Source organism: Egicoccus halophilus (assembly GCF_004300825.1).
In the GTDB taxonomy this organism is placed as follows: domain Bacteria; phylum Actinomycetota; class Nitriliruptoria; order Nitriliruptorales; family Nitriliruptoraceae; genus Egicoccus; species Egicoccus halophilus.
The window spans coordinates 2,788,346-2,806,605 of record NZ_CP036250.1 but is presented as its reverse complement, the minus strand read 5'-3'; the positions used below and the strand labels follow the sequence as shown (position 1 = coordinate 2,806,605).

Sequence of the window (18,260 nt, the reverse complement as noted above, 5' to 3'; positions counted from 1 at the left end):
CTCACACGTCCACGTCGTGGGTCATGTTCCAGAACGACGGACCGACCGGCTCGTTGAAGTCGCCGGTCGCGATCAGGTAGCCCTCGTCGTCCACACCCAGGGGCAACTGCGGCAGACCGCGACCCGCCGGTCCGGACACCACCACCGCGGCGTTGTTCACGTCGAAGGTCGACTGGTGACAGGGGCAGATCAGCTCGCCCACCGACGCGCGGTAGAGCCCGACCGGGCAGCCGGCGTGGGTGCAGATCTTCGAGTAGCACACCAGGTCGCCGACGGTCTGGCCGGGCAGCGCGTCGCGGTCGAGCTGGTCGGGGCGCGTACCGATCAGCAGCGCCTGCGCCTTGGCGTCACCCGCCGCCCCTTCGGGGAACACGGTGCGCACCTCGTCGGCGGCCATCTGCTCGGCGAGGATCGGGGTGCCGCCGGCGTCGACCAGCCGCAGGCCGGGCTCCCAGGCGGTGGCGAACAGGTCGCGACCGGGGCCCGGCCCGAGCGAACGGATCGGGACGATCAAGGCCAGCCCGAGCGACGCGCCGGCACCGGCCAGCAGACGCAGCAGGAACCGCCGACGGCCACCGACGACGGCCTCGCCGAGCGACTCCTCGTAGGCGGCCTCGAACTCGTCGCGTGCCGGTTCGGGCGAGCGCATCGGATAGCGCTCCTCGACCACGATCCGGGGCCCGATGACCTGCTTGCCCCAGATGCCGAGACCGGTGCCCACCGCCCCGAAGGCGACGAACAGCAGCGCACCCTCGAGCTGGGTCTGCCCACCGGCGATGTAGACGCCCATGAGCCCGAACGCCGCGATGATGGCGACGACGAAGCTGATGGCGGCGAGCCGGGCGCCGCGGTCCTGCCGCTCACGCTGTTCGCGCCATTGTTCCCCGCGCGTGCGGGGCCGGTCACCGCTCGCCACGGTATTCCTCCACCTCGTCGTACTCGTCGTGCGCCTTCTCGCCGAGCAGGTACATCACGATCGTGAGCAGACCGAGGCCGACGATGATCGCGATGGCGCCCTCGGCGACCGGGCCCGAGCGCCCGAAGGACCAACCGCCCGGTGCCTCGCGTTCGCGAAGGTCCATGACCCAGGCCGTGACGGCCTGCAGGTCCTCCTCGCTCATGGTGTCCTCGAGGAACCGGGGCATCACGCCCGGGCCGCTGCGGACCGCCTCGGCGATCTCGAGCGGCGGTACGACGTCGAGGGTCGAGGAGATGTCGCGCTGCCCGACCGCGATGCCCTGGGCCGTGGGCCCGTGGCAGGCGGCACAGTTGCGCGTGAACAGCTCGAGGCCGTGGGAGAGGTCGGCCTCCTGCCAGCCGTCGATGTCGGGGATGTCGGGTCCCTCGCCCGGGGCGAGGCTCTCGACGAACGCGACCAGCGCCCGGGTGTCCTCCTCGCTGAACCGGTTGGGGCCGCGCTGCAGGCGGTTCTGCGCATCGGTCATCGGCATCCGGCCCGAGCGGACCATGAAGTCGACCGAGGCCGCCCCGACGCCGATCAGCGAGGGTCCGGCCTGCGGTCCGGGCTGCTGCAGACCGCGGCCCTGCTCACCGTGGCACAGCGCGCAGTTGGCACCGAACAGCTGTGCTCCGCGGTTGACCAGGTCCTGGTCCTGGGCCCACTGGCCACCCAGACCTGGTTCCTGGGCGGTGGCGCTCGCGCCGAACGCGAGGTTGATGCCGACGGCGACGGTCGCGATCGCGACGACACCCAGCACCCACCTCAGTGCTCGCAGCGAGCGGCCGGACGCGGACCGGAGTGCGTCGGCCGACACGTGCCTCACCTTTCGGGGGAGGAGCAGATTCGCAGAGGACGGGATCACACGAACGGCGTGGCCCTCGAGACGGCCGCGTGGGCGTTCCTCCGGAGCGGGCCGCAGCGTACCCGGCTCCTCTGTGCGCCCGGTGCAGCGTCGCGGTCCGCCCGGTCCGCGACGCGCCCGCCCCCCGTGGCCTCACGCGTTGCGGGAAGCGTCGGACTGGTTCGGCGCGAACGACTCGGCGAACTTGAGCAGTTCCATGGGGATGGGCAGCACCAGCGTGGAGTTCTGCTCCGCGGAGATGTCGGTCAGGGTCTGCAGCAGTCGCAGCTGCATGGCGCCGGACTCGGTCGCCAGCACGTGGGCGGCCTCGGACAGCCGCTGCGCCGCCTCGAACTCCCCCTGCGCGTGGATCACCTTCGCCCGGCGGTCGCGCTCGGCCTCGGCCTGGCGCGCCATCGCGCGCCGCATGACCTCGGGCAGCTCGACGTCCTTGACCTCGACGAGGGTCACCTTGACGCCCCAGTCGTCGGTGATCCCGTCGATGATCTGCTGCAACTGGGAGTTGATCTCGTCGCGGTTGACGAGCACCTCGTCGAGGTCGACGCCGCCGATCACCGAGCGCAGCGTGGTCTGGGCGATCTGGGAGGTGGCGTAGGCGTAGTTCTGCACCTTGACGACCGAGGCCACCGGTTCGGTCACGTTGAAGTAGGTGACGGCGTTGACCCGGACGGTCACGTTGTCCTTGGTGATGATGTCCTGCGGCGGGATGTCCATGGCGATGGTCTGCAGGTTGACCTTCACCATCTTCTCGATCACCGGGATGAGGAAGAACAGTCCGGGGCCGCGGGCGCCGGTGACCCGGCCGAGACGGAAGATGACCCCGCGCTCGTACTCGTCGACGATCCGGATCGACGACGCGACGATGAGCACGAGCAACACGAGGGCGAAGGCGATGCCGATGACGGCGCCGTCCATGGGGTCTCCTGGGTCAGTCGGTGCGGATGGGAGCGGCGGAGCCGTCGGCACGCGCGCGTGCGACGGGGACCACCACGAGGTCGAGGTTGTGCCGGTCGACGACCTCGACGGTCTGACCGTCGCGCAGCGGCGGCGCGCCGTCGAGCGGTTGCAGGCGCCAGTACGAACCGCTCACCCGAGCCCGTGGCGTGCCCGTCGCGGCGTCGCGGACGACGACCGTGCGGCCGAGCAGGTCGTCCGAGCCGGCGGCCGAGGGACGCGCCCGACTGCGCCAGACGATGCGTCCGGCGAGGATCGTGAGCGCGAGCATCAGCACCGCGGTCGGGGCGATGACCCACCAGTCCACCCCGAGGCCCGGCTGGTCCTGGAACAGGAACAACCCGCCCAGGACCAGCGCGCCGGTGCCCCCGGCGGCGCCCACCCCGACGCCGGGCATGAACAGCTCCGCGACGAACATGACGAAGGCCACCACGAGCAGGACCGCGCCGGCCCAGTTCACCGGCAGCACCGCGAGCGAGAACATCGCCAGGACGAGGGAGGCGACCCCGATGACGCCGCCGAGCCCGAGGCCCGGCGAGGCGATCTCGTAGAGGATGCCCAGCGTGCCCAGCGAGAGGAAGACGAACGCGAGGTTCGGGTCGGCCAGGATCGCCAACAGCGTCCGCGCCGTGGACATCTCGTAGTCGACCGTGGTCGCACCGGCCGTCGTGAGCGTCACCGTGCCGCGCCCGCGGACCTCGACGTCGGCGCCGTCGAGACGTCCGAGCAGGTCGTCGAGGTCGTCGGCGATCAGGTCGACGACCCCCTCCTCGAGCGCGGTCGCGGCGGTGACGGAGCGCCCGTCACGCACGGACGCCACGGCGAAGTCGACGTCGCGTCCGCGTTCCTCGGCGAGCGTCCGGGCGAAAGCGGCCGCGTTCTCGACGATCTTGTCGCCGACCTCACCGCCCTCGAGGTCGACCGGGGTGGCCGCGCCGATGGTGGTCGCCGGTGCCATCGCGGCGACGTGCCCGGCGTAGGTGATGAAGGTGCCGGCCGACCCGGCGTCGGCGCCCGCCGGGGCGACGTAGACGACCACCGGCAGCGGGGCGTCGAGGAAGGACTGGGCGATGCGGCGGGTCGCGTCGACCAGCCCGCCGGGGGTGTCGAGGAGCACGACCAGCGCCTGGTGTCCGTCCTGGGCGGCCAGCGCGACCGTGTCGGCGAGGTGCTCGGCGGTGACCGGCGTGATCGCCCCGGTGACGGTGGTGGTGGCGATCGAGGTCGGTGCCTGCGCCCGGACCGAGGTGGCGCCCAACACCGACAGCAGGCCGGCGACGAGGCAGGCGAGAGCGGCCGCGGCACGCAGCCGGGAGGCGTCGGTTCGCTCGACCCTGTTCACGTCCCGGTCGAGGGTAGTGGTCCCGGCGGCCGGTCTGGTTGGCTGTTGGTCCCGCCCTCGGACGCGCGTGTCCGGGCGATCCCCGACACCAGGAGCCCGCCGTGATCGTCGCCTTCTCCGTTGCCCCCGTCGGCCCCCAGCACGTCGGTGACGCCGTCGCCGAGTGCGTCCGGGTCGTGCGCGAGAGCGGCCTGCCCAACGAGACGAACGCGATGTTCACCAACATCGAGGGCGAGTGGGACGAGATCCAGGCGGTGCTCAAGCAGTGCATCGACGTCTGCGAGCGCTACGGGCCGCGGGTGTCGCTGGTGATGAAGCTCGACCACCACCCCGGCGCCGGGCACGAGCACTCACTCGCCTACAAGAAGGACCGCGTCGAGCGGGCGCTGCAGGACCCGACCGCCTGACGGGTCGCTCGGGGGCGCGCCGACAGCTGCGGGGGCGGACGCGCGTCCCTCTGCGCCGCTCAGCCGCGGCCGAGCGGCGCGGGAGGCAGCGATTCGCGGCGTGAGGTGATCCACGCCCCGGCGAGCACCAGCACGGTGCCGACGACGGCCAGCGGGTGGACCTGCTCGCTGCGGAACGCCACGCCGGCGGCGATCGCGACCACCGGGACGAAGTAGATCGCGACCGAGCCGCGCGGGCCGCCCACGCGTCCGACCAGCGTCGCCATCAGCACGAACGCCAGGCCGGTGCCGAGCAGACCGAGCGGCAGCATCGCGAGCGCCGCGCCGAGGTCCCAGCGTGACGGGCCGATGGCGGCGATGCCGAACGGGGCGATCACGACCAGCGCGGCGAGCTGGGCGCGGAGGAGGACCGACAGCGAGCCGTAGCGTTGCTGCAGCGGCACGGCGAGGTTCGCCGACAGCCCGTAGAGCACGACCGCGACGAACACCAGGCCGGTTCCGAGCGCCGTGGCACCGGTGCCGGTGCGGGTGGCTCCCACGGGCAGTTCCGGGAGCGAGATGGCGACGATCCCGGCGAACCCGACGGCCAGACCGACGGCTTGCGCGCGGCCTGGCAGGCGTCGCAGCAGCAGGGCCGACCACGCCGCGGTGGTCAGGGGCATCGCGGCGTTCACCATCCCGGCCACCGAGGAGTCGATCCACTGCTGCGCGACCGGGAACAGCAGCAGCGGGATACCCATCCACAGCACGCCGAGCAGCGCCACGCGGGGGAGGTCCTCGCGGGCGACCCGGGTGCGACGGGCCGCGGGCACCAGGGCCAACGACAGCGCTCCGAGTCCGACGCGCGCCAAGGCGATCAGGCCGGGTTCGAAGGCCTCGAGTCCGACGGCCATGAACAGGAACGAGGTACCCCAGATCGTCGCGATGACCGCGAGCAGACCCCATTCCGGGCCGCCGAACGCCTCGAGGTTGGTCCCCCCGGAGGTGGCCAGCATGCGCGGTCGATGCGGGGTCGACGGCGACGAGGCTGGCACGGGCGTCTCGTGAGGAAGCGGGCCGACGTTCGGTTCGCCGGACGATCCGATCAGCATACCGACGTTCCTGGCCGGCTCGACACCAGGCGACGGCTTGTCGACCGGTCGCTGTCAACGCGTCATCGCCCTGACCGTCCGGCCGGGGAACCCTCGTCCGGACGCGGGGGCCGTCCGCCTGCGGCGACCCACCCGACTTCCCGCCCGGGCGTACTCCCAGGTGGCCGGGCTCCCGGCGCCGCCGCACGGTGGACTCGTGTCGTCCACGTCCCCAACGCAGGAGCGTCCATGTCTCGTCGTGCCCGCACGCAGCCGGATCGTGCCCGCACGCAGCCGGATCGTGCCCGCACGCAGCCGGATCGTGCCCGCACGCAGCCGGATCGTGCCCGCACGCAGCCGGATGGTGCCCGCACGCAGCCGGATGGTGCCCGCACGCAGCCGGATGGTGCCCGCACGCAGCCGGATGGTGCCCGCCGCTCCCGCCGCGCTCCCGCCTCGCGTCTCGTCCAGGGGCTGACGGCCGCCGGCGCCGTGGTGGCGGCCGCGACGGCCGCGGTCGTGATCGATGCGGCGGCGGGCACCGGGGAGCGCGGCAGCGGTGAGGTGCGGACGGTGACGGTGACGCCGGGTGACCGGCTCGAACCGATCGTGACCGCGGAGGCTCCCCTCGCCGTCGAACTCGCCGAGTCCATGGAGGCGCGCACGCAACTGGTCGCGACCGCGGCGGCGGAGGTGGACGCGGTACCGGAGCCGGCGCCCGAGCCGGAGCCCGAGCCGGAGCCGGTGCCGGTGCCCGAGCCGGCGCCGGAGCCGGCAACGCCGGGCGGGGCCACCGACACGGGCGTCTGGGAGCGGATCGCGGAGTGCGAGTCGGGTGGCAACTGGAGCATCAACACTGGCAACGGCTTCTACGGCGGCCTGCAGTTCACGCTGGATTCGTGGCAGTGGGTCGGCGGCAGCGGCTACCCGCACGAGGCCTCCCGGGCGGAGCAGATCCGCCGTGGCGAGATCCTGCTCGAACGCCAGGGCTGGCAGGCGTGGCCCTCCTGCAGCCGGCAGCTCGGCCTGCGCTGACGGGGCCGGGCCGCCGACGTGCCGAGCGTCGCGTCGAGCGGCGCGTCGAGCGACGCGTCGAGCGACGACGGGTAGCTAGGGTCGCCCCGGGTGGTGGGGCCGACCTGGTCCGACCCGGACGAAGCACCGGTCGAGGACCGGACGATGACGGACGATGACCGGACGATGACCCGGTGGACGATGCCGGGGGAGAAGGAGCAACACGTGCGCGTGCGATCGATGCTGTCGTTCTCCGCGGGTGCCGCGATGGGCGCCGGCTGGATGTACCTCAAGGATCCCGAGCACGGTGGCGACCGACGCCGCGAGCTGCGTCGGGACGCGTTGCGTCGCGTGCGCTCGACCGCGCTCGGCGCGGCCGGTGACCTGCGCCGACGCGGCGAGGAACTCGCGCTGGCCGCCGTGGCCGGGTTCGAGCAGGGCCGTACCCGCGAACAGGCCGACCACGAGGCGGCCGATCGCCACCTGCGCAGCGTCGGCAGCTAGCGTCGCGGCTGCGGGTGCCGGCCGGTGTCCGCCACATCGCACGGGAGAGCGACGTTGGATCTGCGGCTGAGTGCGCGCGGCGAGGAGTTCCGGGACTCCCTGCTCGACTTCCTCGACGTCCACGTCTACCCCAACGAGGCCCGCTATGCCGCGGAGATCGAGGCGTCGGGGGAGCGCCATCACCACCCGGCGGTGTTGCGGGAGCTGCAGGACGAGGCCCGGCGACGCGGCCTGTGGAACCTGTTCCTGCCGGACCCCGAGCACGGTGCCGGCCTGTCGAACCTCGACTACGCGTACCTCGCCGAGCTCACCGGACGCTCGCCGCTGATCGCGCCCGAGGCGCTCAACTGCAACGCGCCGGACACCGGCAACATGGAGGTGCTGCACCTGTTCGGCACGCCCGAACAGCAGCAGCAGTGGTTGCACCCCCTGCTCGAGGCCGAGATCCGCTCGGCGTTCTTCATGACCGAGCCGGACGTCGCCTCGTCCGACGCCCGCAACATCCGTTCGCGCATCGAGCGCGACGGCGACGAGTACGTGCTCAACGGCCGCAAGTGGTGGTCGACCGGGGCAGCGAGTCCGCGCTGCCGGGTCGGCATCTTCATGGGCGTCACCGACCCCGACGAGCAGCCCTACCGCCAGCAGTCGATGATCCTCGTGCCGATGGACACCCCGGGCATCGAGATCGTGCGGGAACTGCCGGTGTTCGGCCACTACGACGGTCACGGGGGGCACCCCGAACTGCGCTTCACCGACGTCCGTGTCCCCGCCGGGAACCTCATCGGACAGGAGGGCGACGGGTTCCGCATCGCCCAGGAGCGGCTCGGCCCCGGCCGCATCCACCACTGCATGCGCCTGATCGGCATGGCGGAGCGGGCCTTCGACCTGATGTGCGAGCGGGCCGTCGCCCGCGAGACCTTCGGCAAGCACCTGGCCCGGCAGGGGATCGTCCAGCACTGGATCGCCCAGTCGCGGGTGCGGATCGAGCAGGCCCGTCTGCTCACCCTCGAGGCCGCCGCCCTGATGGACACCGTGGGCAACAAGGGCGCGCGCATGGAGATCTCGGCGATCAAGATCGTCGCGCCGCAGATGGCCGAGTGGGTGCTCGACAAGGCGATCCAGGTGCACGGCGGTGCCGGGTTCTCCAACGACACGCCGCTGGCCATGATGTGGGCCCACGCCCGCACGTTGCGGATGGCCGACGGGCCGGACGAGGTCCACGAGATGGCCCTCGCCCGGCGCGAGCTCAAGCGCTACCTGCCCCAGTGAGCGGCCGGTCGGCGTCGCGGCGGGCCGCGACCGTCGCCCGGACCGCTTCGGGGTGGGGGGTCAGCGGGTGCGGTCCGAAGGTGGCGGTGAACTCGTCGCCGAGCGCCACGTAGGGGCGGTCGAACTGCGGCACCTGCTCGCGGGCCTCGCGCAGTTGCCGGTCGACGAGGCCCGCCGCCCACAGCATCGCCGGCGGAACGGCCGCGAGCCGGCGTTCGACGCCGACGGCGTCGGTGACCAGCGCCGCGACCTCGCGCTGGGTGATCGGCTCGGCGGCGGGAAGGATCCAGCTGCGGCCGTCCGCCTCGGGACGCTCGACCAGCGTCGCGAACGCGGCCGCGGCGTCGGGCAGGTACGCGAACGTGTGCGGCTGGTCGGCGGCGACGAAGGCGCGAGGTCGCCGGCCGCGCAGCACCGGGTCGATCATCAGCATGCCGAGCAGGCTGTGCTGGCCGTGGGGGCCGTAGTAGTCGGAGAAGCGGCCGATGGTGACGCCGGTCCGGCCGGCGTCGTGGGCGGCGAGCAGCAGAGCGGCGACCCGGCGCCGCACGGCGGCCTTGCGCGAGGGGCCGGCCTCGGGGGAGCGGTCGGTGATCGGCGCGGCCGGTGCGCCGTAGGCGTAGAGATTGTCGACCATCACGAAGCGGGCGTCGGTCGCGACCGCGGCGTCGAGGGCGTTCCCGACCGTCGGCAGGAGGTGCGCGTGCCAGTCGGCGTAGGGCAGGTTCGCGGCCATCACCACCACCTCGGCACCGGCGCAGGCACCGCGGGCGGCGGCCGCGTCGGTGAGGTCGGCCGCCCGGACACGGGTGCCGGGCGGCACGTCGGACGCGGTGACCGAGCGGCTGACGGCGGTGACCTCGTGGCCGCGGGTGAGCAGTTCGTCGACCAGCGTGCGGCCGATGCCGCCGGTGGCGCCCAGGATGGTGACGCGCATGGGAGTGCTCCTGCCGGGGTGCCCGGCGGTCGAGGGGCGTAGCGCCCCGAAGTGCGAACGATGTTCGCGTTCCTGTGCAGTAAACGCGAACGACGTTCGCGTTGCAACCCCTGATCGCTACGCTGGCCGGCGACGGGCGCCCGGAGACGGAGATCGGAAATCCCGTGGAGTCGCGTGACCTGACCCCGCCCCCGGCACCGTCGGGGCATCGGGCCCGCCTGCGACTGCAGACCGAGCAGGCGCTGCTCGCGGCCGCGTACGCGGAGATCCGCGAACACGGGGCCGTCGCCCTGTCACTTCGCCGGGTCGCCCGCCGCGTGGGCATGAGCCCGGCGGGGCTCTACCGCTACGTCGCGTCGCGCGACGACCTGCTGACGCAGGTGATCACGGCCAGCTACCACGGGCTCGCCGATCATCTGAGTGCTGCCATCGGCGCACTGGACGAGCGCGTGCAGCCGCGGGAGGACGACGCGCCGCCGCCGCTGGTCGCCGGTCCGACGTGTGAGCTCGGCGACCGGTTGCGCGCCGTCGCGCTCGCGTACCGTGACTGGGGCGTGACCCACCCCCAGGAGTTCACGCTCGTGTTCGGCGATCCGGTGCCCGGGTACGCCGCGCCACCGGGTGGCCCGACGGTCGCCGCCATGGGACGTGTCGGCGCGGCCCTCGGCCGACCGCTGCTCGAGGCCTGGGACACCGGACGCCTGCGCATCCCCGCGGGATGGCGTGCCGCCGCCGCCGACGACGACACGGCCGGCCGCCTCGCCGGGATGGGCGTCCTCGACGGCCACGAGCTGCCACCACCGGTCGGGGCCGCCCTGCTGCTGGCCTGGGGGCGCCTGCACGGTCAGGTGAGCCTCGAGGTCTTCGGCCACCACCGATGGCTGTTCCCCGACGGCTGCGCGACGCTCTACGACGGCGAGGTCACCGCGCTGGTCGAGCAGTTGCTCGCAGCCTGAGTCGAGCAGTCGCTCGCAGCGGAAGTCGAGCAGTTGCTCGCAGCGGAGTCGAGCAGTTGCTCGTAGCGTTCGGCGGCTCAGTGTGCCCGGCGCAGCAGCAGCGTGAAACAGCTGCCCGCTCCGGGGGTGGAGACCACCTCGATGCGCCCACCCTGCACCTCGGCGTTGGCGCGGCTGACGAACAGTCCCACGCCGGTCCCGGTCGAGCGCGGGTCACGGGTGAAACGGTCGAACAGGTGCGTCAGCTGGTCGGCGGGGATTCCCGGTCCGGCGTCGACCACGGACACCCGCACCAGCTCGGGATCGTCGCCCCACCCCACCTCCACCCGGATCGGTGCGCGGGTGCCGGCGAACCGGACGGCGTTGTTGAGGAGTTCGGTGACGATGCGCTGCGTGCGTGGGAGGTCCGCCAGGGCCTGTGGGAGCCCGGGCTCGACGTCGAGAACGATCGTCGCCCGGTCGCGGAACAGCTCCGTCGCCTGTTCCACCACCTCGGTCAGCGTCAGCGGGGCGAGGTCGGCCGTCGGTTCGTGATGCTGGCTCTCGAGCAGGGCGAAGTCGAGGTACTGGCCCACCAGCCAGTCGAGGTGGCGGACCTGCCGTGTCAGCACCGCACGCAGTTGCGCGTCGGCGATGTCCGTCGGCGGGGTGGCCGCCGCCAGGCTGGCCACGCCCTGCAGCTTGGCGATGGGGGTGCGCAGCTCGTGCGAGATGCCGGCCAGGAGCGTGTCGCGGTAGCCGGCGGCGACCCGCTGGGACTCGGCGGCGACGGCGCCGCGGGCCGCGAGCCGCAGTTCGAGTTCGTCCATCACGATCGCCGCCAGGTCCTGCAGGTGCTCGAGCTCACCCGGTCGCAGGGACCGGGGCGCGACGTCGATGACGTTCAGGGTGCCCAGCCCGTGCCCGTCGGCGGTCCGCAGCGGGATCCCGACGTAGAACCGCAGCCCCAGCTCGCCGCGGACGAGGCTGTTGTCGAGCGTCCTCGGATCGAGACTGGCGTCGGTCACCACGTACGGGTCGGGCTGCAGGACGGCCGACGCGCACAGTCCCGGCTCGTGGGCGATCTCGGTCACGTCGAGGCCATGGGTGGCCGGGAACCAGATCCGGTCCTCGTCGACGATCGAGATCGTGGCGATCGGCGTGTCCGTGAGGCGGGCGGCCATGCGGGCGATGCGCTCGAACGCGCCGTCGGGCGGGATCGCCAGGGCGTCGTAGCGTCGAACGGCGGCGAGCCGTGAGGATTCGTCGATGATCGGGCTCGCTGCCACCTGTATCCGGGTGCTCTCGTCGGCGTGCCGAGCCTAGGGCGTGCTTCAGGAGCTGTACAGCGCGCGTCGTCGCCCGATGGGCCGCGCCGTCCTCGGCGTGCTCAGGTCTCGGGCGTCTGCCCGCGTTCCACCTCGGCGCGTGCCTCGGCCAACTCCGCGGCGGCACGCAGCAGGCGGGTCAGCTCTCCCTCCGTCGAGGCGGCGCGTGCCAACCCGGCGACCAGGTCGCTGAGCGCCCCCGGATCACCGACGTGCGCGAGTCGGGCCAGGTCGTTGACGAGGCTGCGCAGGTCCTGCACGAGGAACGGCAACTGTCGGACCACATACCCCAATGCCAGCAGCAGGTCACCCGGCAGCCTCACGGCCGCGACCACGGTCGGGAGCAGACCGTGCCGAGGGGTGGGCGGCGCCGGGGCGGGACCCCGCGCGTCGTCGTCGCCCACGGTCGGGCGCAGCGCTGTGGGCAGTCGCACGGTGGCCTCGTCTCGTCTCGTCGTCATGGACCTGCCGGTTCACCGTAAGGCGCTATCGCGGCACGACCCGGCCGTGCCCCGACCGTCCGTCCGCATGCGCCGCGCGGGGCTGTCGGGTCGCCGCCGGGCACGACGCGAGGTGGCGGACCACGCCTCAGGCGGCGATCAGGACGCTGGTGAGCAGGGCGAGTGCGACGCCCCCGGCCTGCGGGCGGGTGAGACGCTCGTGCAGCAGCTGCCGGGCCAGCACCAGTACCACGACCGGGTAGAGGCTGGTGAGCAGCGAGGCCAGCGACAGCAGTCCGGTACGGGTGGCGAGCAGGAACGACACGTTGGCGAGCTGGTCGGTCACGCCGCTGACCACGGCCAGCCGGCGGCCGTCGGTGGACGGCCAGGGACGGGGTCGGGCCCGCACGAGGGCCGCCAACAGCCCGATGCCGGCCAGGCGCGACCCCACGAGCGGCCACAGCCCCGAGTCGCCCGGCGTCGCGTCGAGCAGCACCAGGAACAGGCCGAACGCCGCCCCGGCGCCGGCCGCGACCAGCGGTCCGCGACTCCCCGCCGCGGCCCGGCCCGCTCCGCGTCGGTAGGCGACGAGCACGACCGCGGCCAGACCGGCCACCACCCCGGCGACGTCGCGGGGATCCAGGCGCTCGCCGGCGAGGCCGACGGCCCACAGCACCGGTACGGCGGCGCCGACCAGTGCGGCGACGGGTGAGATGACACCCATCGGCCCGAGTGCCATGCAGCGCAGGTAGAGCACCAGCCCGAGGCTGCCGAACAGTCCGGCCGCCGCCCCGTACCCGAGGGCGGCGAACGACGGTCGGCCCGCCACCAACACCAACGCCGGCACCAGCGCGAGCAGACCGGCCACCTGACCGAGCAGGGTCACCGTCAGCGCCGAGCCCCGCCGCGCGGCGAGCCCGCCGGTGTAGTCGGAGACCCCGAAGCCGAGTGCGGCACCGAGCGCGAGCAACGAACCCACGATCTGCCCTTCGCAACGGACGCGGCCGACGCGAGTCGCAGGGAGATCGGTGGCGCGGACCGGGAGGCTAGCGCGCCGCCCGCGCGCCGCTTCCCGCATCCCGGGGCCGGTGTTGTCGGTGTCGCACGGGTCGTTTAGCGTCCGTCGACGCCCCGCGAGGGGCCAGTCCGGGCCCGGGGTTCGGGGGAGGGCAGGACATGTACGCGGTACTCGAGGCGTGGTCGCCGCTGGCGGCCGAGTTGCTGTTGGTCGCCGTCGTGCTCGGCGCCGGTCTGCTGCTGCCCGCGGGACTGGCCAAGCTGCGGCGTCCCCAGGACGCCGGTGACGCGCTCGGCTGGCGCGGCGCCCGCGCCCGGTTGCTGGTGCGCACGATCGGTGCCGGCGAGCTCGGGCTGGCGGTGCTGGTGCTGGTCGTCGGCGGACGCCTGCCGCTGGTCGGCCTGGCCCTCGCCTACGGCGCCTTCACGCTCGTCGCCGCGCGGCAGTGGCGCCGTGGTGCTTCGTGTGGCTGCTTCGGGCAGGCCGCCGCGCCCGCCGGGCCGCTGCACGTCACGATCGACGCGGTGGTGACCGTCGCGGCCGCCGTGGCTGCCCTGGCGCCCAACCTGGCGTTGCTCGGGTCGCCGGCCGCCGGGTTGGGCCTCGCCGCGCTCCCGACCCTGGTCGCCGCCGTCCTGGCGTTGGTGGCCGTCGCCTCGCTCCAGCAACTGCTGGGCGCCTTGCCGGACCTGCGGGCCGCCACCCGCCGCATCACGTTGCCCGCGCCGCGGGTGGCGCCGTCCGACCCGGGCGCCGGAGGTCGCGCATGATGGTCGTGGTCGTACTCCTCGCCGTCGTCGTCGCCGTGCAGACCGTGCTGGTCGTCGGACTGCTACGCAGTCACGCCGAGATCCTGCGGCGGCTGCACGAGCTCGGTGCGGGCATCGACCCGGACCAGCCCGCCGGCGCGCCCGCGTCGTCCGGGGCGCCGACGGCGGCCGTCGCGGCGCCGGCCACGCCGGTCGACGGCCGGCTCGCCGACGACGTCGTCGGCGTCGGTCCCGACGGCGAGGTGCTCGCGTTGCGCGTGCGCGAGGTGCGCCACGACACGGTCCTGGTGTTCCTGTCGTCGACCTGCGCCGGCTGCAAGCCGTACTGGCCCGCGCTCGAGGCGCCCGACGTCCCGGGCGACACCCGGGTGGTGGTCGTCACCCGGGAGGAGCCCGACGAGGACCGCGACGCGATCGCCCGTCTGGCGCCGCCCGGCGCGACCGTGGTCATGAGCGACGCGACCTGGGACGCCCACGACGTGCCGGGCAGTCCGTACGTGGTCCACGTCGACGGCGCCACGGGCCGGGTCCGGGGCGAGGGCACGGCCGGGACCTGGCCGGCCGTGCGCCGCCTGCTGCTGCAGGGTGCGGCGGGGCGCGACAAGGCCGCGGCCGACGCCCGTCGCGAGCGCGACGCCGACCGGCACCTGCTCGCCGCGGGCATCGAGCCCGGCGACCCGAGTCTGTACCGCCGGGCCGAGCAGTTCGCGCCGGGCGACGAGGTCACCGTCGGCGGCGCGGGCGCGCCCGCGGCAGGCGACGACACCGGGACGCGACCGTGATCCCGGCACTCGGCCTGACCCTCGCGACGGTGGCGGCACTGCGCAGCTCCTGGTCTCCCTGAGGGATGTCGATGCTCTCCAGCATCTCCCCGGTCGGGGAGGCCTCACGAGGACAGCGGTGGTCGGTGACGGCCGCCGCCTACCTCGTCGCGTCGATCATCGGTGGGGCGGTGGTCTTCGGGCTGGCAGGTGCGGTCGGCCGGCTGGCGGCCTGGCTGGGCGCCGCCGCCGGCTGGGAGCTGCCGCGTCCGCTCGGGCTCGTGCTGCTCGGACTGGCCGCGGTGGGCGCCCTGCTGGTCGACGCCGGCCGGATGCCCGGCCGGCTTCCCAGCTGGCAGCGGCAGGTCGACGAGCGGTGGCTGGACGACTTCCGTGGCTGGGTGTACGGCGCCGGCTTCGGGGCCCAGCTCGGCGGCGCCGTCTTCACCCGCATCCCGACCGCTGCGACGCACCTGTTGCTGCTGCTCGCGCTGGCTTCGGGCTCGACCGCGACCGGTGCGTTGCTCGGGGCGAGCTTCGGCCTCGTGCGTGCCCTGCCGTTGCTGACCACCGCGCGGCTGCGGGACCCGGCCGGCCTGCAGCGCTACCACCGTGCGCTCGACCGGCGCAGCTCGTTGGCCCAGCGGATCACCGAGGTCACCGTCGCCGCGGTCGCGGCCGCGCTGTTCGTCGGCGCAGCCGTCTGAAGGAGGACGACATGCAACTGCGAGGTCACGGGATCCGGGCGGAGCTGCCCCGGGGGTGGGAGGGCGCGATCCGTCGCGAGCCGATGCACGTCGACGGCGAGGTGGGACCCTTCGCGGCGGCCGCGGCGGCCGCGGCGGCCGCGAAGGGGCCACCCGTCGTCCACCTCGCGACTTTCGCCCTGCCCAACGAACGGGGCGACTTCGGCTCCGGCGCCGTCGACCTGATGGCCGACGACGACGCGTTCGTGGCACTGCTGGAGTACGGCACCGAGGAGGCGGACACGCCGTTGTTCGCTGCCCAGGGACTGCCGCGGCGACTCGACCCGCGCACGTTCAGCACCCGTTCGCTGCAGCGTTCGATGCGCAACCAGGCCGGCTGGCAGCACTTCTTCACCGAAGCCGGTCGGGCGTTCTGCCTCTACGTCGTCCTCGGCGACCACGGGGACGTCAACCGGCAGGTGCGCCGCGTCGAGGCGGTCCTCGCGCAGATCTCCATCGACCCGGCGCAGCCGGGGGAGGAACGACCATGACGGCCACCTCCACGACCGGCCCGGTCGAGACGCGCGCTGCCGGCACCGACACCCCGCTGAGCGTCCGGCTCGTCGACCGGGTGGGTCGGGCGCTGGCCGGTCGCGGCCTGTCGCGCCGCCGGTTCCTGGGGCGGGTCGCCGTCGTCGGCTCGGCGATGGCGATCGACCCGATCCGCTACACGCTGCGGCCAGGGACGGCGTACGCGCAGGTCTGCGGGACCGGGGCGTCCTGCTCGAGCGGGTGGACCGCGTTCTGCTGCAGCGTCAACGACGGGGCCAACACCTGCCCGCCGGGGTCGTACGCCGCCGGGTGGTGGCGCATCGACGACTCGCCGTTCTGCATGGGACGTGCCCGCTACGTCATCGACTGCAACCGCAGCCCCTCGGCGTCCTGCAACTGCCGCTGCGCCGATGATCCCTGTGACCAGCGGCGGGTCTGCTGCAACAACTTCCGCTACGGCCAGTGCAACACGCAGGTCGCCGGGGTGACCGAGGTCGTCTGCCGGGTCGTGACCTGCATCGCGCCGTGGGAGTGGGACGCGTCCTGCAACCGCACGGTGCGGGTGGACAACCGCACCCGCAGTCACAACTCGACCTGTCTGCCGCAACGCGACGCCACCTTCATCGACCTCAGGTACCAGGACCTGGGTCTGTCCGGCTCGATCCTCGGGCGTCCCACCACGCCGGAACGGGGCGGAGCCGCGGGCGGGCGCTACCGCCGCTACGACAACGGTTCGATCCACTACCGCCAGGCCACGGGTGCACTGGCGGTGTACGGCTCGATCGACGCCGTCCACCGCGAGCTCGGCGGGGACACCTCGCCGCTGGGCTATCCCACCACCGAGGTGACCGCCGTCGGTGACGGCGCCGGCACCTCCGTGCGCTACCAGGGCGGAACCATCTACCTGCGTTCGCGCTCGGCGACCCCGCAACCGGTCGTCGGCGCCTTCGACGAACGCTTCCGCGCGCTCGGCGGCCCCCGCGGGCGCCTGGGCTACCCGATGGGCACGACCCGCACCGGCGGCGGCGTGATCGTCTCGTTCCAGCACAGCACGCTGGCGCAGGCCGCCGGCGGACCCATGGTCGAGCTGCGCCGTGACGTGGTGGAGGCGACCCGTCGCTGGCCGAGCGGGCCGGACGCGGTCGGACTGCCGGTCGCCGAGGAGACCACCTCCGGCACCGCCCGTCTGCAGCGCTTCGAGCGCGGCATCGTCACCCAGACCCGGGGCGGGACGCTGTTCCCGATCGGCGACGACCTGGCGGTGCGCTACCTCGAGGCTGGCGGCCCCGGTGGTTCCTGGGGGCGGCCGCTGCGCTCCGCGAGCAGTGTCGCCGGTGGACGCGGCCGCCGGCTCGACCTCGTCGAGGGAGCGCTGTTCACCGGCGAGGGGACGGGGGTCCGCCACCTGTCCGGCCCGGTGCTCGCCGCCTACGACGACGCCGGCGGTCCCGACGGCCGGCTCGGTCTGCCGACCAGCGACGTCGTGGCCGTCCCGGGCGGCCGACGGCGTGCGTCGTTCGAGGGTGGCGCGATCGTCGTCGGTTCCGACGGCCGCGCGCAGATCCTCGAACGACGCCCCGCACGCCGCCCGGCCGCCGTCTCGGGCACCGGACCGGACGGCACCGCGCCGCGGTCGCCCCGACGCCCCAGCGACCTGCCCTGACCGATCTGCCCTGCTGAGCCGCGCCCGCCCGCGGTGCCCCGCCGCCCGAATCGTGAGCTGAAAGGCCGTAGCCATGCCGACCCCCCGCCGCCGCACCCTGTTGCTGGTGCTGTGCCTGGCCTCCCTGGCCATCGCCGTGCCGGCCGCGGCTCACCACGTCTTCAGCGACGTGCCCTCGAGCAGCACCCATCACGACGCGATCTCCGAGCTGGCCGGCTCGGGCATCACCGCCGGGTGCGCGACCGACCCGCCGCGCTTCTGTGCCGGCAACGCGGTCAACCGCGGGCAGATGGCGGCATTCCTGACCCGCGGCCTGCCCCGCGTGAGCGCCGATCACAGCACCACCACGCTCGCCGACGGCAGCGGGGTGCCGGTCACCGTCACCGTCGAGGCGACGGGGGACCGCGGGGGCACCGGGTACGTGGTGCTGCAGGGATCGCTGACGGTGCACGCCGAGCAGGCCACCGCGTGTCCGTGTGAGGTCGAGGCGTTCGTGTTCCGGGCCCGCGACGAGGCGCAGGGACCCTCGTCCTGGTCGGTCCTGACCGGTCAGGCGGGGGCGAGCGGTGTCAGCAGCGTGTCCCTGCCGGTCACCTGGGCCGTGCCGCAGGCCTCGGGCACGACCGACGAGTACCGGGTCGCGGTGTTCGTCGACGGGGCGCCCGCCTCGGCGCGTGCGGAAGCGAGTCTGACCGCGATGACCAGCCCGTTCGGTGAGGTGCCCCAGCCCTGACCGGTAGGAGGGCGGGGCGCGCCGACTACCCTGCCCGGCTCGCGGGCCGGTAGC

The 18,260-nt window shown here is 73.7% G+C and carries 20 protein-coding genes; 11 read left to right on the top strand and 9 right to left on the bottom strand.

Annotated features, from left to right (window positions below):
* Window position 1: 1 nt before the first annotated feature.
* The 4 genes from ELR47_RS12620 to ELR47_RS12605 form a co-directional block, all read right to left on the bottom strand.
* Window positions 2–916 (bottom strand): ubiquinol-cytochrome c reductase iron-sulfur subunit, encoded by a 915-nt coding sequence (locus ELR47_RS12620; protein WP_130650222.1) that lies wholly within the window; start codon window positions 914–916, stop codon window positions 2–4.
* Window positions 903–1,775 (bottom strand): cytochrome bc1 complex diheme cytochrome c subunit, encoded by an 873-nt coding sequence (qcrC, locus tag ELR47_RS12615; protein ID WP_130650221.1) that lies wholly within the window; start codon window positions 1,773–1,775, stop codon window positions 903–905. Before qcrC ends, ELR47_RS12620 begins: the two co-directional genes overlap by 14 nt.
* A 180-nt stretch (window positions 1,776–1,955) precedes the next feature.
* Window positions 1,956–2,738: a slipin family protein gene (locus ELR47_RS12610; RefSeq protein ID WP_130650220.1), complete on the bottom strand. Its 783-nt coding sequence runs from the start codon at window positions 2,736–2,738 to the stop codon at window positions 1,956–1,958.
* Window positions 2,739–2,751: 13 nt separating this feature from the next.
* On the bottom strand, window positions 2,752–4,119 hold the full coding sequence (locus ELR47_RS12605) for an NfeD family protein (protein WP_130650219.1): 1,368 nt from the start codon (window positions 4,117–4,119) through the stop codon (window positions 2,752–2,754).
* 101 nt (window positions 4,120–4,220) lie between these two features.
* On the opposite strand from ELR47_RS12605, the gene ELR47_RS12600 reads away from it, so the two are divergent.
* Entirely contained in the window at window positions 4,221–4,526 is a 306-nt protein-coding gene (locus ELR47_RS12600) for a thiamine-binding protein (RefSeq protein WP_130650218.1), read from the top strand.
* 59 nt (window positions 4,527–4,585) lie between these two features.
* Here the strand turns inward: ELR47_RS12600 and ELR47_RS12595 are convergent, their stop codons facing one another.
* Window positions 4,586–5,521, bottom strand: coding sequence for a DMT family transporter (locus ELR47_RS12595; RefSeq protein WP_165404051.1), 936 nt, complete (start codon window positions 5,519–5,521; stop codon window positions 4,586–4,588).
* Window positions 5,522–5,845: 324 nt separating this feature from the next.
* Between ELR47_RS12595 and ELR47_RS19155 the strand changes: the two genes are divergently transcribed.
* The 3 genes from ELR47_RS19155 (at window position 5,846) to ELR47_RS12580 (ending at window position 8,383) form a co-directional block, all read left to right on the top strand.
* On the top strand, window positions 5,846–6,631 hold the full coding sequence (locus tag ELR47_RS19155) for a transglycosylase family protein (protein WP_276319906.1): 786 nt from the start codon (window positions 5,846–5,848) through the stop codon (window positions 6,629–6,631).
* 144 nt (window positions 6,632–6,775) lie between these two features.
* Entirely contained in the window at window positions 6,776–7,114 is a 339-nt protein-coding gene (locus tag ELR47_RS12585; protein WP_130650216.1) for a hypothetical protein, read from the top strand.
* A 54-nt stretch (window positions 7,115–7,168) separates the two neighbouring features.
* A complete protein-coding gene (locus tag ELR47_RS12580; RefSeq protein WP_130650215.1) occupies window positions 7,169–8,383 on the top strand; it encodes an acyl-CoA dehydrogenase family protein in 1,215 nt (404 codons plus the stop codon).
* Here the strand turns inward: ELR47_RS12580 and ELR47_RS12575 are convergent.
* On the bottom strand, window positions 8,361–9,320 hold the full coding sequence (locus ELR47_RS12575; RefSeq protein ID WP_130650214.1) for an NAD-dependent epimerase/dehydratase family protein: 960 nt from the start codon (window positions 9,318–9,320) through the stop codon (window positions 8,361–8,363). The genes ELR47_RS12580 and ELR47_RS12575 overlap by 23 nt on opposite strands.
* Window positions 9,321–9,484: 164 nt before the next feature.
* Here ELR47_RS12575 and ELR47_RS12570 point away from each other — a divergent pair, with 164 nt between their 5' ends.
* On the top strand, window positions 9,485–10,276 hold the full coding sequence (locus tag ELR47_RS12570) for a TetR/AcrR family transcriptional regulator (protein WP_165404050.1): 792 nt from the start codon (window positions 9,485–9,487) through the stop codon (window positions 10,274–10,276).
* 77 nt (window positions 10,277–10,353) lie between these two features.
* Here ELR47_RS12570 and ELR47_RS12565 read toward each other — a convergent pair whose 3' ends face one another.
* The 3 genes from ELR47_RS12565 to ELR47_RS12555 form a co-directional block, all read right to left on the bottom strand.
* Window positions 10,354–11,544: a GAF domain-containing sensor histidine kinase gene (locus ELR47_RS12565; protein WP_130650212.1), complete on the bottom strand. Its 1,191-nt coding sequence runs from the start codon at window positions 11,542–11,544 to the stop codon at window positions 10,354–10,356.
* A 101-nt stretch (window positions 11,545–11,645) separates the two neighbouring features.
* Window positions 11,646–12,017 carry a hypothetical protein gene (locus tag ELR47_RS12560; protein ID WP_130650211.1) on the bottom strand — a complete coding sequence of 124 codons (372 nt, stop codon included), beginning with the start codon at window positions 12,015–12,017 and terminating at the stop codon, window positions 11,646–11,648.
* Window positions 12,018–12,171: 154 nt separating this feature from the next.
* A complete protein-coding gene (locus ELR47_RS12555) occupies window positions 12,172–13,002 on the bottom strand; it encodes an EamA family transporter (RefSeq protein ID WP_165404049.1) in 831 nt (276 codons plus the stop codon).
* A gap of 197 nt (window positions 13,003–13,199) precedes the next feature.
* Here ELR47_RS12555 and ELR47_RS12550 point away from each other — a divergent pair, with 197 nt between their 5' ends.
* The 6 genes from ELR47_RS12550 to ELR47_RS12525 all read left to right on the top strand — a co-directional run bounded on the left by ELR47_RS12550 (window position 13,200) and on the right by ELR47_RS12525 (window position 18,206).
* On the top strand, window positions 13,200–13,811 hold the full coding sequence (locus tag ELR47_RS12550) for a MauE/DoxX family redox-associated membrane protein (protein ID WP_130650209.1): 612 nt from the start codon (window positions 13,200–13,202) through the stop codon (window positions 13,809–13,811).
* Complete coding sequence (locus ELR47_RS12545; protein WP_130650208.1) at window positions 13,808–14,593, top strand: hypothetical protein; 786 nt, start codon at window positions 13,808–13,810, stop codon at window positions 14,591–14,593. Before ELR47_RS12550 ends, ELR47_RS12545 begins: the two co-directional genes overlap by 4 nt.
* Window positions 14,594–14,664: 71 nt before the next feature.
* Entirely contained in the window at window positions 14,665–15,279 is a 615-nt protein-coding gene (locus tag ELR47_RS12540) for a hypothetical protein (protein ID WP_130650207.1), read from the top strand.
* Window positions 15,280–15,290: 11 nt separating this feature from the next.
* The gene (locus tag ELR47_RS12535) at window positions 15,291–15,809 is read left to right on the top strand and encodes a hypothetical protein (protein WP_130650206.1); all 519 of its coding nucleotides are present in this window, start codon (window positions 15,291–15,293) and stop codon (window positions 15,807–15,809) included.
* Entirely contained in the window at window positions 15,806–17,473 is a 1,668-nt protein-coding gene (locus ELR47_RS12530) for an LGFP repeat-containing protein (RefSeq protein ID WP_130650205.1), read from the top strand. The genes ELR47_RS12535 and ELR47_RS12530 overlap by 4 nt, the downstream gene beginning before the upstream one ends.
* Before the next feature lie 73 nt (window positions 17,474–17,546).
* Window positions 17,547–18,206 (top strand): S-layer homology domain-containing protein, encoded by a 660-nt coding sequence (locus ELR47_RS12525; RefSeq protein WP_130650204.1) that lies wholly within the window; start codon window positions 17,547–17,549, stop codon window positions 18,204–18,206.
* Window positions 18,207–18,260 lie beyond the last annotated feature (54 nt).